We start from the raw sequence: 21,144 nt of genomic DNA, 5'->3' as shown, positions 1-21,144 counted from the left end.
AGGATATTCAATTCGAGAGGGGTCTTTATTTTGCGCAAACAGAACTTGCTAACCCTGACATCCACGCTGTTGATCGGCTCTGCCCTCGTGCTTGGCGGTTGCGGCAATAACGGCGGCAACGCTTCTTCGCCGTCGGTTAGCCCCGCTTCCTCGCCGGCTGGCGAGAGCGCTTCGCCAAGCGCCAGCGCCGGGGGCGAGCCCGTAACGCTTACTGCCTTCCTTTTCAATATGGACAAACGGCAGGCATTGGAGGAGACTTTCAAGAAATTTACGGAGCAGAACCCAAGCATCACGGTTGACCTGCTCGTAAACGACCAGGATTATTACACGGTGCTAAAGACGAAGATCGCCTCCAACGACATGCCGGATATCGTCATGGGCGAATACGGAGATCTGTTGGAGCTCGGACAAGCCGGACATATCCTCGATCTGGCTAACGATGCTTATATCGGCAATTATTCGGAGCAGATTCGTTCGCAGATGACGACACCGGACGGTAAAATCTACGGGATTCCGCTCGACATTTCCGGAATGGGCATCTATTACAACAAGGATTTGTTCAAGGAAGCGGGCATCGAAGCTTTTCCTAAGACGCAGACGGAACTGCGGGAGGCGATCGACAAGCTCAAAGCGAACAACATTACGCCGTTCGGTTTGGCGGTAGCGGATGGATGGACGCTTGCTCATACCCTGTTCACGACGATCGCGGGTACGGCCGACGACGTCAAAGCGCTGGCGGAGAACGCCAAGGCCGGTCAGTCTATCCAATCGGATCGGCTGAAGCAAGGATTCGCAACGTTGGACCTGATCTATGGGAATGCCGATCCGCAAGCCTCTTCCAATAACTATAACGCGAGCCTATCGTTACTGGCTCAAGGCAAGGTCGCCATGCTTCAGCAAGGCTACTGGGCGTATTCCAGCATTATCGACATCAACAAAGACGCGAAGCTCGGTTTCGGCGCCATCCCTTACAGCGACAACGCCGACGATGCGAAGCTGGGAGTTAACGTGAACGTCTCCTACGCGATCACGACCAAGTCCGCCCATCAGGAAGCGGCTAAGAAGCTGTTCGAATGGCTAACGACCAAGGAAGGCAACGGCATTGCCAACGAGAATATGAAGCAGATTCCGGCCATCGAAGGCGTAACCGTCTCCAGCAATCCGATCGCCGACGATATTCTGTCCTACGTCAACGCGCAGAAGGTTGTTCCATGGTCGCAAGTGCTGATGAACGGCTCGACTCGGGTAGAGGCGGAAGCGATCATGCAGGGCTACTTTTTCAAGAAGAAAACGGCAGAAGACGTCATGACGGAAATCGCGGCTTCGTGGGCGAAAAAATAAAGTGTTAGAGGCGGAAGGGCACCTTGAGAAGTGTCCTTCCCCTCTTCTGGGAGTGGTTTGAAATGTCATCCGGAGCTTCGTCGAAGCTAAGAGGGATCGGGATTACGTTATCTTTTATCGGTCCGATCTTGATACTGTATGCGATCTTTTTCATCGTTCCGCTCGGAGGCTCGTTGCTGTATTCGTTCACCGATTGGGACGGCTTGCAAAATTCGTTTAATTGGGTCGGCTTTCGCAACTATGCGGATCTGCTGCTGCACAGCGGAGAATTCCGCGATTCTTTCTTGTTTACGCTGCAATTTTCCGCGCTGAACATCGTGCTTGTCAACGTCTTCGGCGTACTTCTGGCGCTGCTCGTCGATTCCAAGCTGAAATCGAAATACGCGCTTCGCGTCGTCTTCTTCTCGCCGAACGTCATTTCCTTGATCGTGGTCGGCTTCCTATGGAAATTCGTGTTTTCCTCCGTCTTCTACGAATTGGGAACGCAGCTGGGGTGGAACTTTCTTACTTATAGCTTTCTAGGCAACCCGGACCACATCCTGTATCCGATTGCCGGGGTTTCTCTATGGTCGAGCGTCGGGCTGGCCATGGTGATCTATTTGGCAGGACTTCAAGGCATCCCCGGAGAGTTGAAGGAAGCGATGCATGTGGACGGAGCGGGGAGCTGGACGAGGTTCTGGAAAATGACCCTTCCGCTGCTGATGCCCGCGATCGTCTCCAATGTTTTTCTGACGACGACGAATTCGTTCAAAGTGTTCGACCTGATTTTGGCTTTGACCGGCGGAGGCCCGGCCAATTCCAGCCAAAGCTTGGCGATCAACATTTACCGCGAGGCGTTCACGGCGAACTCGTATGGATCGGGAACGGCCCGCTCGATCGTGTTCTGCTTGTTTATCGTCATCGTTATGCTCATACAGTTCCGAGTATTGCGCAATAAGGAGGTGAGCGCATGATTCGCAGAGGCTTCGGAGAAATCGCGGCTGTGCTGCTCGCGCTTCTATTTTTGCTGCCGATTCTGTTCGCCCTGTTGAACTCTTTCAAGACGAACGGGGAAATGCTACGTTCCTTCGTGTCTTGGCCGGAGACATGGGAGCTCGGCAACTACAAGCGGGTGTGGAAGGATATGCATTACCCGCGGGCGCTATGGAATACGGTGCTCGTAACGGCTTTAGGAGTCGGATTCACGCTGCTGCTAAGCGCAATGGCGGCCTATCGGATCTCGCGAATGAACGGTTCTCGCGGCTTCTGGCTGCTCATGTTCTTCACTCTGTCGATGATGGTGCCATTCCAGACGATTATGATCCCTCTGGTTAAGCTGGCATCCGAGCTGAATCTGATGAACTCCCGCTTAGGACTAGTGCTGATGATCGTCGCGTTGTTCTCTCCGTTTACGATTTTCCTCTACAGGGGCTTTATGACTCAGCTTCCGGCGGAGCTGGAAGAGGCCGCTCGAATCGACGGGGCGAACGTCTACCAGACGTTCTTTCGCATTATCGTTCCGCTGCTGCTGCCCGTCACGGCCACTGCAGCGGTGTTAAACGTGCTGTGGGTTTGGAACGACTTTATTCTCTCTTTCCTCATGCTTCAGCGAGAGGAAGTGATGACGCTGCAACTGACCGTCTACCGATATTTCGGAACGTACAGCCAGCAGTGGAACCTGGCGCTGGTGTCGCTCATTCTGGCGGCGATTCCCGTGCTGGCGTTGTATCTGGCGCTGCAGAAATACATTATTAAAGGCGTCGCGGCAGGCGCGGTGAAGGGATGAAGCTAAGATGAGAGTGGAACAGGAAGAGTGGCTCGCCAGGTGGAGCACGCCTAGCAAGATGGTAACGCCGGCGCTGTCAGGATCCGGAATCGCGGGACGCTACGATTCTCACGGCGTGGACTGCCCGTTCGTCTTCCGGCATAACGGACGGTTCTACATGATGCACGTCGGCTTTGACGGCATCGGCTATCAAACGGGGCTTGCCGTCAGCGACGATCTGCTGGAATGGCGGCACGAAGCTGTCATTCTCCCCCGATTGGAGGACTCGGACCGCTGGGACCGGGTCGGTGCGGCGGGTTCGTGGATGCTGCTGAATTCGAACGAGATCCGTGAGACGCCGACGCTTCGCAAGCGGGACGGTAAGTACTGGATGATCTATCATGCTTATCCGGACGAGGGATACGAAGCCGGGGGAGCCGTGATGGGGCTGGCTTGGACGACGGACGAATCGCTGCGGGAATGGCATCGGCTTGAGCGCCCGATCTATACGTACGAGAACGGCGGCGATTGGGAAAAAGAAGGCTTGTACAAGTGCTGCCTGCTGGAGCATGGCGGGAAGTACTGGATGTTCTACAACGCCAAGGGCGATGGTGTATGGCCATGGAAGGAAGAGACGGGCGTCGCAACATCGGACGACCTGATGCATTGGGAGCGTTATGGCGGCAATCCGGTGATGCCGTGCAAAGAAGGAACGTTCTACAGTCAGTTCTATAGCGATCCTTGCATCCGCTACGACGGAGAGACAGGGCGCTGGATGAACTTCGGATTCGGTTTGGACGGGAAGCATGCGCAGGGGTTGTTGGCGGTATCCGAGGATTTGCTTCGGTGGACGACGCTCGACAAGCCGCTGCTCCCGCACGGCTCCCCGGGAGAGCTGGACGAGATTCACGCTCACAAATCGTCGGTCGTCATGTGGAACGGTACGCTCTATCATTACTACTGCGCTTGTCGACCGTGGTTCGAAGGCGATGCGACACGGGTCGAGGTGTTCGAGGGGCAGGACGAATTCCGGTGTATTGCGTTGGCGACCAATCGCGGCAAATCATAATCGACTCCGATTTGAGTCGAAAGGAGAATTTCGATGACAAGACAATGGATACTCTCGGCGATGTGCGGTACTTTGCTTTTCTCGACCTTGACGGCCGCTCCTGAACGTGCAGGCGCGTCTTCCACGAACGCCCTCCCGGCGATTATACAGGACAGCGGCAATAAGAAGATTACCGTTAACGCCGGAGAGTTGAGTCTCGCGTTCGATTACGACGATAAGTTGGTTTTGTCGTCGATGAAGCTGGGAGGGAACGAAACGCTCGAGCCGGGAGAGGTATCGGGCTCCGGGGTGCTTACGGCTGCTAACCCAGTAACCGTAAGCGCGTCGTATACGAATTCCGGCGATAATATTAAACACTTGAAAGACGGAATTATATCTTATACCGAGAATCCGCGGAATCGCTGGACCGCTTATCGGAGCAGCAAACAACCGGTAACCTCGGATTGGATCGAGTACGACTTCGGGAAGAACGTGAACGTAGACAGGCTCAAGATTTATTATTTCGAGGATGCCGGATATACGGCCGCGCCTCAGAGTCATTCCGTCGAATATTGGAATGGGTCCACTTTTGTAAACGTTACCAATTCCTCGAATAGCCCGTCTGCTCCTCTCGGTAACGCGGCGAACACCGTCTCGTTCGACAAAATCCATACATCGAAAATCCGTTTGAATATGATCAATAAAAGCCCAGGCGGAGGCAAAACCGCTTATTATGCGGCCATTACGGAACTCGAAGCCTATGACGGGACGACTAACCTGACTCAATCCCAATGGATCGGCACCCATCTTTTAGCTGCTTCCCCGCAGGCGACGGTGGACGGTCGGACGGTCACGTTCAACGGAATTATTTACGAGAGCGGCGGAATCCCGATTAACGAGACGTGGACCGTAGAGGCGCGATCCTCGGACATTGTTCTCCATGTCTCCCGAACCTACGGGGGTGAGCTTCAGCTTAAGGATCAACGGACACTGTCGTTCGCATTCCAAAGCAAGGCGTTCGACGTCGTGCAGAGGACGGAAGACGGAGGCAGCCTGATTCTGCTGGATCCCGGCGTGAACGGAGCGGGGGAGAGAAGAAGTCTGAACCGTTTTTTATCGCGAACTCCCTATACGACGTCCCCGAGCGCCAACCCGGAGAAATCCAATGTCATTCGTACCGGTAGCTGGTACGACAACGATAGGTTCAGCTTTTATACGGCAAACCTGGATTTGATCGACAAGCTTCACCATCGGATGCTGAGCATCGATTTGGCCTCGAACCGCAACCGGGCGACCAAGATTTGGCGCAAACCTTTGAACGAGACGGGAGCTTTGATCGTCGAGCATAAACTGAGCGATCAAGCGTTCTCGCTCGGCGGCACTTCTAACGCGCAAACCGGGAACACCGATAAATACTTGCCGCTTGGCATTTTTCAGAAAAACGATTTCAAGACCGTGCAGGTGCAGGCCGGTCAGACAGATACGTTCACTTATACGTTCGGTAGCGAAGACAACTTGGATGCCTATTACGATATCGGAGAAATTCCCGCTAGCTCGGGCATCGATGAATTCACATTGGCGGAAGCCCTTCAGGATTACGCCAGATCGTCCGTCATCGATCTGAACGTAGGCATGGGGGACACGGATGTCAGCGGAATGGGTCCTTACGAAACATGGTGGTATTCTCGGAACGCTCTAGCTCTGCAAGGAGCGGGTAATGGAGCGTATTTGGATACACTTAAAAATTTCGTTCGTTTCATCAAAAATTACAACTATCCGATTCATGGAACGGGACAGTTGTGGGCCGTCTCCGCCAGGGAGAACGTCTGGTATAAGGATTATTTCTTTGACACGTACGGGCAGTTTATAGCCGGAATCGCGGCGATTTACGACTTGTCGGCGGATGACGCCTGGCTAGCGGAAGTGAAAGACATGGGACGGAAGGTACTGGATTGGGCGGCATTTACGAGGGATACGAACAACGACGGATTAATGGATTCTTTCGCCTACGAAGTGTCTCAATGGGACGATCAGAGCAAGATCGGCCAAAACAGTGCTTACGCAAACGCCTTTCTTTATAAAGCGCTGCTCGACTGGGCCGCATTGGAGGAGGATGTTTTCGGCGACCAACAGAGAGCGGATAAATACAAGGCCAAAGCGGCACAGCTTAAAACGACTTATAACAAGGACAAGTCGCAAGGAGGTTTCTGGTCGGAGGCCACGAAATCGTTCGTCCACTCCCGAGGCTTGAACGGGCAAATTTACGGCGACGTCGGCCATACTTTTGAAAACGCCTATGCCATTATGTTCGGCTTGGTCGACGAGACGCGCGCGCGATTAATTTTGGAGCAATATACGGACTTCCGGAACGGGAATAATCAATTGAACCAGCCGCTAGCTTTGTTCCCGGCTCAGAGAACGGCTTATTCGAGCTCGGAAAACAATAATCCATTTCCAAGCTATTTGCACGGAAGCAGTTTCCCTCAGATGAGCTACGACATGATGGCGGCTTACACAGCAATCGGAGATAACGAGGTTCCGGCTGAACTGCTTAGAACGCTGGTCGAGCAATACGGCAAAGACGGTCTGATCTGGAACACTTATACGTGGGACCTTCAGCCGGACACCTTGCGGGAACCTTGGATGAGCGCGAACGCCCGTCCGATCGCCGGATTTTACGACATCATCATGGGGATCAAGCCCAAGTACGATCGGCTTGTCATCGACCCGTCGCTCGACGCTTCCTTGTTTGGGACGAGCGTAAATTATAAGCTGAGAGAACATTTGTTCACGGTCAAGCATGTCGACGATAAAACCCGATTTGTGAACACGGATGGAGCGATTCCCGTCGAATCGATCTGGAGAAAGCTGGACAACGGCCAATCCTATCTCGTTAAGGACGAAAATCTAATGGACGGCACCGTGGGATCGGTGTTGCTGCTGCCGACGAACGGACAGGCGACCTATAAGTTTTCCGCCCAGGGCTCGCATAGGCTGACGATATCGGAAAAACCGACGGCTGTGTCCTTCGAAGACATCCGCGGCGACAATGCTTCGGAGGATCGGATCGTCGCTAATCTGGTGTTTCCCGATACCGGGCGGGCTGGGGAAGCGATCTCGTGGCGTACGGACAACCCGGGCGCGATTACCTCAGAGGGTATCGTGACGAGGCCGCCGTTCGCTGGAGGAGATTTGCCGGTGAAGCTGATCGCGACCATTCGCGACGGCGCGGATACTTATGAGCTGATATTCTCGTTAACGGTCGTCCGCGAACCGAATTCGGAGGCCAGCATCCGCTCCGATGTTTACGCGATCGACGAGGCGATGAGGACGATCTCTAATGTGCCTGGCGGCACCCGGGCACAGGCTTTCTTCTCCAGGCTCACTTGCGGGGATAGCGCATCCTGCGTACTTTATCTGGCCGACGGTACGACTCCGGTGGCGGAGCAAGCGTTGACTTCCGGCATGAAGCTAAAAGTAACCTCCCAGGACGGTCGGAACTCCAAGACGTACGCTTTGCTTGTCGGAAAGGCGAACTTGGCGCTCAATCCTTCCAAGCAAGGATATCCCAAAGCGTCGCAGTCTTATGCCTATACGACCTATCAGCCCGATGCATGGAAGACGGTAGACGGCATCATTTCGTATACCGACGACCCTCACAGCAGATGGCACAACTATAAAACGACGAATGCGGTTGTCGGGGAAGAGTGGTTGAAGTACGATTTCGGCGAGGTTAAAACGGTTGATAGAGTCGATCTGTACGTTTACGCGGGAGGAGGGAACGAGACCCCTCCGACGTTCATTCGAGTGGAATATTGGGATGGCAACGGGTGGGCGAACCCTCCGAATCAGACGAACGATCCGAGCGTACCTGCCGTCGCTCTGAACCGAGTCGCTTTCGACGCCGTGCAGATCTCGCAAATTCGCGTCGTCCTAGGTTTCGATCCCGGCAAGATCATTGCTGTGACGGAAACGGAAATCTACGGTCCAAGCGAAGATACTGCGCTGGCTTCCGGAGCATACGAGATCGATAGCTCGGCGGGAACGATTCGCGGAATTTCTTTGGATACCGACATGCAGCAATTCGTGAATCGAATCGTAGCCGCCGAGGGCGCGGTATTCGGGGTGTATGAAAGCGATGGTTTGACGCCGGTCGTCCAAGGGGGGATTCAGCCGGGGATGATCGTCGTCGTTACGTCGGAAAGCGGAACCTCGCAAACGTATTCTCTTGACGTTCAGGCTGGTCCGTCGTGGGTGAACGGAACGCTGACGACCGCGAACGTTACCTCCCGCTCCGTACTGCTCCACTGGTCGGAAGCGAGCGATTCATCCGACGGAATCGCACAGTACAAGATCTACCGGGACGGGACGGAAGCGGCGTCCGTAACGGGAGCCGTCTACTCGTATATGGCTGAGGGGTTAAGTCCAGCGACCTCGTATACGTTCAAAGTGGAAGCGGGCAGTTTTTCCGGCGTCTGGAGCGCGGACGGACCGACCGTTACCGTTACGACGCTTGCGGAGGACAACGGTAATAATGGCAATAACGGCAATAACGGAAACAACGGCAATAACGGAAACAACGGAAACAACGGCAATAACGGAAACAACGGCAATAACGGCAATAACGGCAATAACGGCAATAACGGCAATAACGGAAACAACGGCAATAACGGCAATAATGACAATAACGGCAGCAATAGCAGCAACAACGGAAGCAGCGGCAGTGCAGGCAATCCAGTCATTGTCACGGATGGGCAGGCGGTGATTCAGGTTCCGCAGGGGCAAACCTCTGTCGATATCCCCTTCCGTCAGGCGAGCGTGCTTCCGCTTCGCGTCGGATTCGGTAAAGCTACGTTGGACATAAAACGCGGTGTTATGGATCATTTGTCATCTGGCTTGAATTCGGGAACGGATGCCCAACTGCGCGTCAGCGTCGGTCCGGTTAGCGGCGGAGCCAACGAAAAAGCGCCGTTAGCCGCAGGAACGGCCATAATCCGGCAGGCCGATCGGGTCTATGATGTTCGGGTGTCTTTAACGGACGGAGATCGGTCCGTCGATTGGCAAGGTTCCGGCGGCGTCCGAATCGCCCTTCCTTATTCGGCATCTGTCGATGAGGAGCTCATCGGAATGTATTATTTCAACGAAGTGGCGGATAAATGGGAGTATGTCGGGGGAACCGTAGACCGTAACTCCAATCTCGTATGGGCCGAAGCAAACAGGCCCGGCAAATATGTCGTTCTAGAAGTGGAGAGAACGTTCGTCGACATTCCGGCGGGACATTGGGCTGCGCGAGCGATAACGGTGCTAGCGGCGAAAGGGATTGTGAGCGGCGTGAACGAATCGGAGTTCACGCCGCGCGAACCGACGACAAGAGCGGAGTTTGCCGTCCTACTAGTCCGAGCGTTAGGAATTGAAGCGAAAGGCGCAGCGAAGTTCGGAGATGTGCCTGGTAACGCTTGGTACGCGGAACATATAGCTGCGGCCTACGAAGCCGGGCTGATTAAGGGAGTCGGGGAGAATGCATTCGCTCCCGATGCGCTTATTACGAGGGAACAATTGGCTGTATTGGCGACAAGGGCATACGAATATACGACCGGCGATTATGAAGCGAGGTCCGGTGTCACGGCGGAATTTAAAGATGCTGGTCGAATAGCCCTCTGGGCGGAAAGCTCCGTGCGCAAGGCTACGGCGATCGGATTGATGAAGGGGCGGTCGGACGGCAGTTTCTATGCCCAAAGGGAAGCAACTCGTGCGGAAGCAGCACAAATCATGTTGAATCTGCTGGAAATTATTCGTAGCAAAGCCGAATAAAGAAGGCATCAGGCGTCAGAGAGGGGGCAATCCTCTCTCTGACGTTTTTTCTTTCGACAGCAACAACCTGGCGCTTACTCTCGTATATAGGAGGTACGATATTCGTAGAGCAAAGGAGCGTGCGGGCCTTGCAGTCATTGCCGCCAAGATCCACCAGAACGTCTTCGCACGCAGCAAGCAGCGGGGCAACGAAGACGGCCGCGCCGCAGCGAAGCGGAAAGACGGTCAGAAGAAAGAAATCCTTTCTGTGGAGATTATATAAATTTGTTTTCGTTACGGGATGCTTGTCCATTCTTTTATTTGCGATCTGGTTCTATCTCACCCCGTGGGGCAACACCTATCGTTATATGCTGGCCGATTCGCTGATCACGACACAGCATAGGGAATGGGCGAAATATATTATCGGGGAAAAGGCGCTTAGGGAACGGGTGGCAGGGTATGTGAAGCAGTTTGAAGAGATGGGGGAGGAGCGCGATACGCATACGATTCCCGAAGAAGAGGAAGGTTCGGGGACCGGGGAACAAGCGCCGGAGGAACTGACTTCCGTCAAAGAGGTTGATGGGGAAGGCTTTCACGGTTACCTGCTGACGGTGCGGGATCCGAAGAAAGTCAGGCTGGTCGTGCCTAACAAAACCGGACGGGGCGAAAGGGTGTCCAGCATGGTGAAGCGGACGGGCGCGATTGCAGGCGTGAATGCGGGCGGCTTCGCCGATCCGAATTGGCGCGGCAACGGCTTTAAGCCGATCGGGCTCGTTATTAGTCAAGGCAAGGTTTATTACAACGGCTTGGGCAATACGAAAAGCGTGCAGATTGTCGGCATCGACAAAGACGGCAAGATGCTCGCCGGCAAATACTCGCTTAAAGAGCTGATGGAGCTGGGTATTTCCGAAGCGGTCAGCTTCTCGCCGCGAATTATCGTGAATGGCAAAGGGCTGATCCCCAATCGTTCGCAAGGGTGGGGAGTCGCTCCTCGCACTGTTATGGGACAGCGCGAGGACGGGGCGATTCTGTTCCTGCTGATCGACGGGCGGCAGCCGGGCTACAGCATTGGCGCTACGCTATACGACGCTCAGGAGATATTGTTAGAGAATGGCGCGGTCATTGCGGCCAATCTGGACGGAGGCTCCTCGACGGTGCTGGTCCAAGAAGGCGGCGAGATTGTTAATAAGCCGTCCTCTTCGTCGGGCGAAAGATATTTGCCGACCGCCTTCCTCGTTTTCGAGCATCCGGAAACGGTAGATGTGCCGAATATATGGGAGGGACTCAAGCCTTCCGACATTGATGCGGGCAAATGGTAGGCCTACAGGGGCTGTCTCATAAGAAGAGTTGCTTGAGATGATCGATAGACAAATAAGGGGGATATGTATCTCCTGGAGATCTAGTCATGACCCAGAATGACCCCAATTGATTGGAAATTGAACCTTTACGGCGGATCTATTTGCAGGAAATGAGCTTACGCAGGGAAGATAGTCGGAAATTCGTACAACGCAGCTCGAACCAGGCTTAAACGGCGGACGTTTGTAGGAAAAACAGCACAAAGCAACTCGCTTCAGGCTCAAACGACGAACGTTTGTAGGGAAAACCGCACAAATCAACTCGCTCCAGGCTCAAACGACGAACGTTTGTAGGGAAAATCGTACAAAGAAACCAAAATCAAGGGTTGTATGTCGCTAAAACGTCTTCAATGATAATAAAGGACAACTCCTGGGGATGATCTGGAAGTATTTTAGCGCGTGATTAGCCTGGAGATTGCCTCTTACGCTCCTGAAACGACCTCGTAACGGGGTTACTCATTCCCGTTTCAGGAGTGTATAGCATCGCAAGGAGGGGCATACCCCTCCTTGGCTTATATGGGACAGCCCCTAGACTCCATATTGGACTTATCAATACATCATCGTGCCCAGAGGTCCATCCTCGTCGATGATGTCCTGAATTTCGAACACCGAAATCGGAAAGTACGGGAAGCCCCAGGCATAAGGGACGAGGTCGTACAGCGGAAAATAGATGACTAAGGATTTGTCGGCGATATAGAACTCCTGGTCGTCGCTAATCCCCGGATAGGGACCGAGCAAGGGGAGGTCTCGCGACTTGATCTGCGCCTCGATAATTTTATTCAGGCGCGTCTTGTAGTCGGCTCCCGATTTAAACAATTCGATGAGCTTATAACTGCGGCCGGTGTCGGCGTCGAAAGTAAGCGACCGCTGCAGCGTGTTGCCGTGCGCGCCGCCTGTAAACACGTAGTTAAGGAGGGAAAGGCTGAGCACGCCTCTCTCGTTTGTCTTGATCTCGTACGTGCCGTCCATCTGCTGGATGTCGCTGCTGGGAAAACCTTGATCCTTCATCAGCCGCTGCGTCGCTTCGCCGATCGCATCGTTCATTTTCTCTTGCGCCGCGAGCGATGTTCCGCCGCTCACATACGGTACATTGACTTTGACGTTCTTCGCGGTAAAAGTTCGAGTTCGGATCGGGAGCATTAACGTCTGTCCGTTCATCTGTATTCCCCCTCGCCTGCATGGGCTGTTGTCATCCCAGTCTATGCAGCTCGCCGGAATCGTGTGAAACGAGAGGCAAGATCAGCTTAAGCGTGAAGCCTGACTTATCCTCCTCGACGATCAAATTTCCGCCGATTCGCTCTGCACGTTCCGCAATCGTCTGAAGTCCGAATTCCAGGTCGGCGTCAGAAGGAAGGGAAGCGTTCAGAAGGGTAAACCGCAGACCGATCTCCTCCGCATCCGCCTGTACGGAGAGACGGAAGTCGCAAGGGCGTCCCAGGTTCATTTTCGCTCCGAGTTCGATCCCTTGCTGGAGGGTCTGGAATACGACGCGTTTTTGCAACGTGTCCAAGGCGGTCGGGAGAGTGCTTGGATCGTATTCCACGGTGCAACCGCGGGAATGCTCCGCATCGCGGAATAGAGCGCCGATAGAGCCAACCAGATCGTAGTAGGAGCCGTCCTCTCGCAGAATGCGGACGAAGCGGCGTATATCCTCCAAGCCGGTGCGGATAAGACTTTGAGCCGAACTGAGCTTCTCCTCGGTCAGAAGGCGGTCGTGGTCGATCAGACGTTTGGCCGCTTCAAGCTGCACGATGGTGGCGCTAAGCGTGTGGCCGACCGTATCATGGATGCTGCCGGTAATCCGATGTCTTTCCTCCAATCTCATTGCCTCCGCCAAAGCTTCTGCATTTTCCCTCATCGATGTCTCCAAATTTTCGTGAGCCGCTTCCAATTGTTCCTTACGCTCTCTTAGCTGTGCCGTTCGGGTCTGGACGGCTTGCTCCAGCGTGCGGTTGAATTCGGTCAACTGCCGATTCATGGCCGTGTAGCGATGGACGATAACGCGAATCAGGCACACGACAAATGCAAACAGTCCCCAGAACAGCAGATCGACGGGAAGCTCGAACACCCAACTTAGCAGGAATTTGATCCTTTGCGGGACAAACGTATGCAGAGCGGCGCGATACATATGAATGGCGACCATGGTAATCAGGGAGAGAAAACCGGCCAGCATCCATACGGATTCGATGTCCTGTTTTAAGCGATAGGCGGTTCTCATTGTCCAATAGACGAGCACGACGATCGCAAGAGACAGCGGGGCGAACGCGACGATAGCTTGAACGTAGGCGGTAAAGCTGAATAGCGCGCTGGCAAGCGTCAATGCGGCATAGACAAGCAGCAGTCTTCGGGAGAGACGAAGCGTACGCGTATAAAGATTGGGGTACAGCTTTGAAATCGCGCCGACAAGCGCGTAAGCGCCAAGCGGCATGCAGGCGTCCTGAAAATGACCGGGAACCGGAGTATCCCACATCACCATGAACAAATGATTGCAGACGAGCGCTCCGTAGCCGCCGGTAAAGGACAGCAGCGCGAAGTAGAGGTACAGCGATTCTCGCTGGCTCGCATACAAGCCCAATCCGATCAGGCTGCAGAACAGGAGCAGGAAGCCCAGTATGAGGTTATCGATATCATAACGGAACATCGCATCGAGCAGATCGGCTTTGTTGCCGAGCTCAATGCGGCCGTCGATCGGAAAATGCTTCGAATATCGGACAAGCATATAGAGCTCGTCGGGCAAAGGCGCGGACAGCGGAACAAGCTTCCAACTGAAGCCGTTCTTAATCCGTTTGTCAAAGGCGGTATGTACGTATTCGTACTGCACGCTCCCGCGCTCATACACCTTCATGCTGGCGAAATTGCGAATCTGGAGATAAGGGTCGGTCAGCTTGGCGGACGGGAGCGGAATTCGCAGCCAATAGCTCTGCTCCGTCTCTAACTTTTGCGTGCTATAGCGCTGCCAGCCGGATTGGGGCGGCTGCGCCTCGTCGAAAGAGGAGGCGGGAGCCATCTGCCAGTCCTTGCCTCGCAGTGCGAAAATAAGCTCGTTGTACCGCTGAAACGCGGACAGCAGCAATCCTAAGCCGATCAGCAGAACGACCAAAATCAATAATGCGCGATAGAGGGAGAAGCGGGCGGTAGAATTGCTCATGCTTGCCGCGCTCCTTTCTCAAGCTCCTCCGCAGGCGAACAGGGCAGCGACAACGTCAACACGCAGCCCGGGTTGCCCGGAGCAATGATCATTATCCCGCCGAGATCGGCGATTCTTTCAGACATGGCTTTAAGGCCGAATCCGAATTCGGAAGGGGAGTAGGTTCTTCCGTCGCTGGTCAACCGGAACTCCAGACGGCCGGCAAGAGAAGTCAGTTCAAAGTCGAACCTGCGGCTGTCTCCGTGTCTTAAGCCGTTGGTCAAGCCTTCCTGCAATGCCTGATAGATCACTCTCTTCTGCAGGGTCGAGAGACTGTCCGGCAGCGGGGATAGCCGGTAGTCGATGACGGCGCCTGTCGTTCTGGCCGTCTCCCCGATCAGACGGTGTATCGCTTCGGCCAGATCGTAATGGCTGGAGTCGTCCCGGAGCAACCGCACGGAATTGCGGATTTCCTCGAAGCCCCTTCTGACTAGCTGCTGCGAGGCCCCCAGCTTAGAGAGAGCCAGCTCCGGATCGCGGGGGAGGAGCCGCTTGGCCGCTTCCAATTGCACCAACGTCGCCGTCAGGGAATGGCCAAGCGTGTCGTGGATAGCCCCGGTCAGTCGATGCCGCTCCTCCAAAACGATAGAGGAGGCGATCGATTCGGCCGTGTCTCTCATTGTGCCGGCTAGTTGGACGTTCGCTTCGCGAAGCTGCTCTTCTCTTTTTCGGAGCTCCGATGTACGGGTTTTGACGTTTGACTCCAGAGCTTGATTAAACTGTTTTAGCCGGTCATTCATCTGCCCGAATCGATACAGGATGACTCGCACGAGACAGATCAAGAACAGCAGCAAGGCGACGGAGAGAAAATCGTACTGCAGCACGTTAAAGATAGGGAAGGTGTAACGCATCTTCGCGAAAAATACCGTCAAATAAGTGCGGACCACATATAAAAGCGCGGTCGAAGTCACGATAAAGAAGCCCGCCAGCATCCAGATCGACTCCGGTCCCTGTCTATGCTTGTAGGCCTTCCACAGAGCATGGAACAGGAAAGCCGCCGTAATCAGAAACATCGCCACAAGCGGATAACTGAGCATCCAACCGAACCATTTGACGTCCAGAAGAACGGCACTCGCCAGCGAGAAAAGAGAGAGCGCCAGAATGATCCGGCTAATGCCGCGGAGCGTTGCGGTAAGCTTCTTGTCGAATACTTCGATGATAACGCCGAGAAACCCGTACACGCCTAGAGGGAAAACGGCGAGCTCCAAGTAGCTCATCCACGGCTGGTCCCAGAACAGCTGAAGCAGAAAAGTACGGGCGATCGCCGCGTAGCTGCCGCATAGCGCCATCAACACGAAATAGAGATGGAGCTTCTCCCGACGATTGAAATAAAGCCCTAGGGCTAGACAGGCGCTGAACAGTAAAAGCGCGGACAAAACGAAAGCATAGGTTTCTTTCCGAATCAGAGAGGAGACGAATTCGCCATAAGAAGTCTGGCGGATAAACAGCTGAGGCCGATGGAGCTCCCGGTCGTCGAGCAACATATAAATCTCGGATGGAACCGGCGTCGAGAGCGGGACGAGATTCCAATGATACAGAAGATTTAATCTATGATTGTAATCTATTGGATCATAGGCATATAAGAGCTTGCCGCCGTCGTATACGGAAAGCGCGATGGCGTTCAGAATAAACAATCGGGGATCGCGAGAATCGCTAGGCTCAAGGGGAATGCGCATCCAATATAAGGAGGAGTTCGACGGGTGGCCGGGCTTGTCCGAATAGGGAAGCCAGCCGTCCGCGGGAGGCTCTGAAGCTTGCGCCGAATCGGCCGGAGTCCAGCTCCAGCTGTCCGGTGACAACCCGGCGGAATTAAAATCGCGGCTCATAGCGACCAAGCCCCATGCCAGAAGGACATGAAGGCAGATCAGTACCCCAAGAAAACGCAACAACGGCAGATGACTGCGCACGCCGCTCCCGACCAACTTCATTCCTCCACCCGGCGCCTTGCTTGCGGCGCTGTTATCATTCTACCCGCGCGGCGAGAAGTGGCCTAGTGACGGGAGTCATATGATCGTCATATCTTTTAACCAGATGACGGCTTGCGTTCTGTCGTTCGTGCCGATTTTATCGTAAATGGAGCTGATGTAGTTTTTGACCGTGCCTTCGCTCATGAAGAGCAGCTGGGCGATCTCCTTGTTCGTGCGGCCCTCCACCATCAAGGCGATAATGCTCATCTCCCGGTTAGTGAACTTCAAGTCCATCGTCCGTTCGCGAGAACGGGAGGATGGGAACTTGCCGGCTGCGGGAGAGGGCGATGCAAGCTTGGCCGCCAGCTTAACGGCGATGGACGAGGGAAGCATGAGCTCTCCCTGCGAGGCGTCCCGAATCGCTTGCAGCAGCTTCTCGGTCGGAATGTCCTTCAGCAGAAAACCGGCCGCTCCGCTGGCCAGAGCCTCGATAATATATTCGTCTTCGTCAAATGTTGTAAGGACGAGCACTTTCGTATGCGGAGATTCTTCGCGCAGCTTCTTGACCGCCTCGATCCCGTTCATGACCGGCATGCGGATATCCATCAGGACCAGGTCCGGGTCATGAATCGCGACAAGTCGGCAGGCTTCTTCTCCGTTCTCGGCGGTAGCGATAACCTCGATATCGTGCTCCAGTTGAAGAATCGTCTGCAGTCCGTCTCTCATTAACGCTTGATCGTCGGCAATCAATATTTTAAGCATGCGTGCGATCTCCCCTTTCTTTTCCATTATAGTGGATCGGGCGGATTTGAACAGACGCAACTATCGGATTTGTGGCCGGCGTGCATGACGGAATCGGTGACAGGGGTCACTGGTCATATGACGAGCGGTTCCGCTACGATTAAGCCATGGGAACGGGGCCAGGCTACGCCCCGCATATCGACTAAGGGAGCGGAAAACAATGATCATTATTCATACAAGCCAATGCCGTCCAGGGATGAAGCTTGGCAGATCTATCTATACGGAGCAGGGTCATGTGCTGGCCGGCAGAGGTTTCGTGCTGACCGAGCACGCGATCAGAAGATTGCAGCAGCTGGGAATGCCGTATCTTCATATCGAGGAGGAGGGCACGGAGGATATTGCTCCCGATCAGGCGATTCGCGACGAAACGACGATTGTTCTGCACGGAGCGCTGACCCATGTCATGGACGAACTGCTCGGCGGAGACAAGGAGACGCTGTCTCCGAACGTAGTTCGTTTCGTGTGCGACGCGACGAAAATACTGGTGGACGACTTGAAGTCGCGCCGCAACGCTCCCAGCCTGCCGGTTCATTTGACGACGACGCTGACGGACGGGGATAAGCAGCATTTTCTTGAGCATGCGATGAACGTGGGCGTCTGTGCGACTCGGCTTGGTTTGGAGGAGGGGTTGGCGACAGAGGATCTGCATGCGCTGGCGATCGGAGCGATGCTGCACGACGTTGGCAGGCTGCTGCTTCCTAACGGGTTGAAGGCGCGCGTGACTCTGAACGACCAAGCCTATATGAAGCATGCCGAGCTTGGCTACAAGCTGCTTCGGGACAGCGGTTTTCCGCTTATGGCCGCTCACTGTGCGTTGTTCCATCATGAAAGGCTGGACGGGAGCGGGTACCCGTTCGGGCTGGAGGGCAAGAAGATTCATCCTCATCATCAGTGGATCAGCATTTTCGACATGTTCGATACGATGGTGAACGGGCGGGGCAACGGCGCTCCGATGCTGCCGCACGAGGCTCTGGAAGTGCTGTACGGAGGCGCCGGATCGCTGTACGACATGGATAAGGTGCGCAGATTGCGCGACAATATGGCGCTTTTCCCGAGAGGAACGACCGTGCGTCTTAGCACCGGCGAGCTGGGCGTCGTCTCCGCGCTTCATGAAGACAGCAAGCAGCGACCGATCGTCCGCGTCATCCGCTCGTCCGAAGGGGAGCTGTTGAGCAAGCCGTACGAAGTCGATTTGAAGCGCCAGCTGCATCTGATGATCAGCGGATTCGGCAACGAACAGCCGGAGGCGAAGGAGACTCCGGAGCTTCGGGAGCCGCGTTCGAACAAGGTGTTTCATGTCGTCTGACGGGAAAATAAGATGAACAGCGAAAAATCGCTTGACTTTTGCTTCTGAAATGACTAAGATAATAAAGGATTTGCTGATGTAGCTCAGCTGGTAGAGCAACGCATTCGTAATGCGTAGGTCGGGGGTTCGAATCCCTTCATCAGCACCACTAAATAAATCCTTTAACGGCGCGCTTTCCCGGGATTCGGGCGGTGCGCTTTTTTAGTGCAACGGATGCTTTGTGATTTCGTTGCATTAACCCAATTTCTTGTTCCGATCCTTCCGATCCCGCTCCAGTTCCAGTTCCAGTTCCTATCCCGCTTCGGCCAAAATGTTATTGAGCTATCTTGGGAATTTCATATCCCGTGCTAGAGCGGAAATTCCGCCTTAAATTTGGGGAATCGTCCATTTCGAAGAGAATAGAGCGGATTATCCTTCTTAAATTTGGAAAAAGACATATTTTTGAGAAATAAAGCGGAAAACCCGCTTTAATCTCGCCGATTTAACCTGATCGCTGCAAATAAAGCGGAAAACCCGCTTTATTCCAAAATGGACGGGCCGATAGGCCAGCCTTCGCCCCTATCCAACAGCCAACTCAACCAACTGCCGAACCAATCGCGGCCCCCATCCAACGGCCAACCCATTCAACAGCCACCACAATCACTCGTCACACGATTAATCATCAAACCCTTGCATTTTGTGTCGAAACATGGTACCATCTTATCTTGTGAGCAATCAAAATAATATGCCGACTTAGCTCAATTGGTAGAGCAACTGACTTGTAATCAGTAGGTTGGGGGTTCAAGTCCTCTAGTCGGCACCATTTTTTACAGAATGCATTTTATCTTCCGCGCGGGAGATGAAGTGCTTTTTTTCTTATGGTACGATAAGAAAGCTTCATGCGGACACCTTCAGCCGGCAGCAGGACGAGTACGAGTACAGCGAGAGAGGGGAGTCGGCGCATTTGTTAACCAGAATGTTCAACAACATGAAGATCCAGAACAAGCTCTTCGTCACGATTGCCCCTTTGTTTCTGATCGGCGTCATCGCCCTGACGTCCGTTGCCTACGAGGCGGCGAAGCAAAGTATCGTGCGCCAGGTGAGGGATTCCAAGCAGCTGCTCCTGCAGCAAGTATCGGAGAAGCTGGAATCGATCAATCAGAGCATGCTCTCGGTTTCCAACATCTACTACCTGAACCCGAAGGTCAGAGACTGGCTCCGCAGCAGCCCCCGCTCAACGGAGTATGAGAAGTATAGAGCGCTCAAGCAAGTCATCGTGACGGTAGGCGATACGGGGAACTATTTTGAGCATCTTAAATATTCGACTGCCTTCATCGGATTTAACGGGGCGGTCTATTCGAGTTCTTCGGACGAGCAGGGGAACTACGATTTTAGCGAAGAGCTGAGCATGCAGGAGCGGATCACGGATAAAAATAAAATGTACTGGAGCGACACTTACCTGCATCATGGTAAAAACGTGTTTTCCGCCGTTCGCTATTTACGCGATATCTATACTGGAGAGGATCTGGGGCTGCTCGTGCTCGACTTCGAAGAGCGGCTGCTGTTCGATGCATATAAAAATCTGACCGGCGTGCAGTTGATGATCGTCAACGACAAAGGGCAAATTTTGTCCGCGCGCGACGAGTCATTAGTGGGGCAGTCGATCGGGGAAGAATCGTACTTTCTCAAGCTGAGCCCCTATACAGATGGAAGCTTCATGGCGGATGCCGAGGGGGAAAATTCTCTTGTCACGTTCCGCACAGTTCCGCAGATGAACTGGTTTCTGATCGAGAGGACGCCGGTTTCCGTGCTGCTGCAGGATATGAACCAGATTCGCAATCTCATTATGTTCGCAGCCATTGCTATTCTGATCGCCTTGTTTGCGCTGTCGTATTATTTGTCCTATCGGATTTCCGCACCGCTCAAAAGGCTGGTGGGATCGATGCAGCAGGCGCAGAGCGGGGATTTCAACGTATCGGTGTCCGTCGATCGCACGGACGAGATCGGTCTCCTCATGAAAAAATACAACACGATGCTAAGCCGGATCGATCAATTGCTGACACAGGTGCAGCAAGAGAACGAGCTGAAACGTTCGGCGGAAATTCAGGCGCTTCATTCGCAGATCAATCCTCACTTCCTATACAACACGTTAAACTCGATCCGCTGGATGGCCAAAACGAACAACGTGGCCATGGTTAATCGCATGATTATTTCCTTGGTGCGCCTGCTGCGCAAAAGCTTCAGGCAGGATCAGGAACGAATCACCTTCGAGGAGGAACTGCAGTTTCTCTCCGATTATATTTTCATCCAAAAGGTTCGCTACGGCGATAAGTTCGATGTCGTGTTCCATATCGAGGAGGAAGTCAAGAGGTGCCTGACTTTGCATCTTCTACTGCAGCCGTTGCTGGAAAACGCGATTTTCCACGGCATTGAGCCGAAGGACGGCAACGGCCTGATTACGGTAAGCGCATGGCTTAGCGATGATCAGCTGTGGATCGAGATCGAGGACGACGGAGTGGGAATGGATCCGGACCAGGGTAGTCGAGGCTTGGGCATTCGCAGCGTGGAGCAGCGGATTAAACTGCACTTTGGCGAGCAATACGGGATGAAGCTGGAAAGCAGCAGAGGCGGCGGGACAAAAATTACAATCCGGATTCCGGCAATCAAGCAAAACAGCTAGGGGCGA

Annotated in this window: 12 protein-coding genes and 2 tRNA genes; 10 read left to right on the top strand and 4 right to left on the bottom strand. The window is 54.0% G+C overall.

The window, feature by feature from the left end; translation table 11 throughout:
- Positions 1-30 precede the first annotated feature (30 nt).
- The 6 genes from J4772_RS30210 to J4772_RS30185 all read left to right on the top strand — a co-directional run bounded on the left by J4772_RS30210 (position 31) and on the right by J4772_RS30185 (position 11,242).
- Positions 31-1,341 (top strand): ABC transporter substrate-binding protein, encoded by a 1,311-nt coding sequence (locus J4772_RS30210; protein ID WP_209072735.1) that lies wholly within the window; start codon positions 31-33, stop codon positions 1,339-1,341.
- 62 nt (positions 1,342-1,403) lie between these two features.
- Positions 1,404-2,294, top strand: a complete 891-nt coding sequence (locus tag J4772_RS30205) for a carbohydrate ABC transporter permease (RefSeq protein ID WP_209072734.1) — start codon at positions 1,404-1,406, stop codon at positions 2,292-2,294.
- Positions 2,291-3,106, top strand: coding sequence for a carbohydrate ABC transporter permease (locus tag J4772_RS30200; RefSeq protein ID WP_116065107.1), 816 nt, complete (start codon positions 2,291-2,293; stop codon positions 3,104-3,106). Before J4772_RS30205 ends, J4772_RS30200 begins: the two co-directional genes overlap by 4 nt.
- Before the next feature lie 7 nt (positions 3,107-3,113).
- Positions 3,114-4,154 (top strand): glycoside hydrolase family protein, encoded by a 1,041-nt coding sequence (locus J4772_RS30195; protein WP_209072733.1) that lies wholly within the window; start codon positions 3,114-3,116, stop codon positions 4,152-4,154.
- 33 nt (positions 4,155-4,187) lie between these two features.
- Positions 4,188-9,944, top strand: coding sequence for an S-layer homology domain-containing protein (locus tag J4772_RS30190; RefSeq protein WP_209072732.1), 5,757 nt, complete (start codon positions 4,188-4,190; stop codon positions 9,942-9,944).
- Between the two features lie 137 nt (positions 9,945-10,081).
- Complete coding sequence (locus J4772_RS30185) at positions 10,082-11,242, top strand: phosphodiester glycosidase family protein (protein ID WP_371822921.1); 1,161 nt, start codon at positions 10,082-10,084, stop codon at positions 11,240-11,242.
- A gap of 585 nt (positions 11,243-11,827) precedes the next feature.
- On the opposite strand, the gene J4772_RS30180 is transcribed toward J4772_RS30185, so the two are convergent.
- From J4772_RS30180 to J4772_RS30165, 4 genes are all read right to left on the bottom strand, one after another.
- Positions 11,828-12,436 carry a DUF3298 and DUF4163 domain-containing protein gene (locus J4772_RS30180; protein WP_209072731.1) on the bottom strand — a complete coding sequence of 203 codons (609 nt, stop codon included), beginning with the start codon at positions 12,434-12,436 and terminating at the stop codon, positions 11,828-11,830.
- A gap of 31 nt (positions 12,437-12,467) precedes the next feature.
- A complete protein-coding gene (locus J4772_RS30175) occupies positions 12,468-14,426 on the bottom strand; it encodes a sensor histidine kinase (RefSeq protein ID WP_209072730.1) in 1,959 nt (652 codons plus the stop codon).
- Complete coding sequence (locus J4772_RS30170) at positions 14,423-16,393, bottom strand: sensor histidine kinase (RefSeq protein WP_209072729.1); 1,971 nt, start codon at positions 16,391-16,393, stop codon at positions 14,423-14,425. The genes J4772_RS30175 and J4772_RS30170 overlap by 4 nt, the downstream gene beginning before the upstream one ends.
- A 75-nt stretch (positions 16,394-16,468) precedes the next feature.
- Complete coding sequence (locus J4772_RS30165; protein ID WP_209072728.1) at positions 16,469-17,134, bottom strand: response regulator transcription factor; 666 nt, start codon at positions 17,132-17,134, stop codon at positions 16,469-16,471.
- A gap of 199 nt (positions 17,135-17,333) precedes the next feature.
- On the opposite strand from J4772_RS30165, the gene J4772_RS30160 reads away from it, so the two are divergent.
- From J4772_RS30160 to J4772_RS30145, 4 genes are all read left to right on the top strand, one after another.
- Positions 17,334-18,479: an HD-GYP domain-containing protein gene (locus J4772_RS30160; protein WP_209072727.1), complete on the top strand. Its 1,146-nt coding sequence runs from the start codon at positions 17,334-17,336 to the stop codon at positions 18,477-18,479.
- Positions 18,480-18,551: 72 nt separating this feature from the next.
- Positions 18,552-18,627, top strand: a tRNA-Thr gene (locus J4772_RS30155).
- A gap of 578 nt (positions 18,628-19,205) precedes the next feature.
- Positions 19,206-19,281 (top strand) — tRNA-Thr (locus J4772_RS30150).
- 141 nt (positions 19,282-19,422) lie between these two features.
- Entirely contained in the window at positions 19,423-21,138 is a 1,716-nt protein-coding gene (locus J4772_RS30145) for a sensor histidine kinase (RefSeq protein ID WP_209072726.1), read from the top strand.
- Positions 21,139-21,144: the final 6 nt, after the last annotated feature.

The sequence above is a fragment of the Cohnella sp. LGH genome, assembly GCF_017671885.1.
In the GTDB taxonomy this organism is placed as follows: Bacteria; Bacillota; Bacilli; order Paenibacillales; family Paenibacillaceae; genus Cohnella; species Cohnella phaseoli.
Note: the sequence above shows the minus strand (reverse complement) of the source record. Positions and strands in the feature narration are given on the sequence as shown.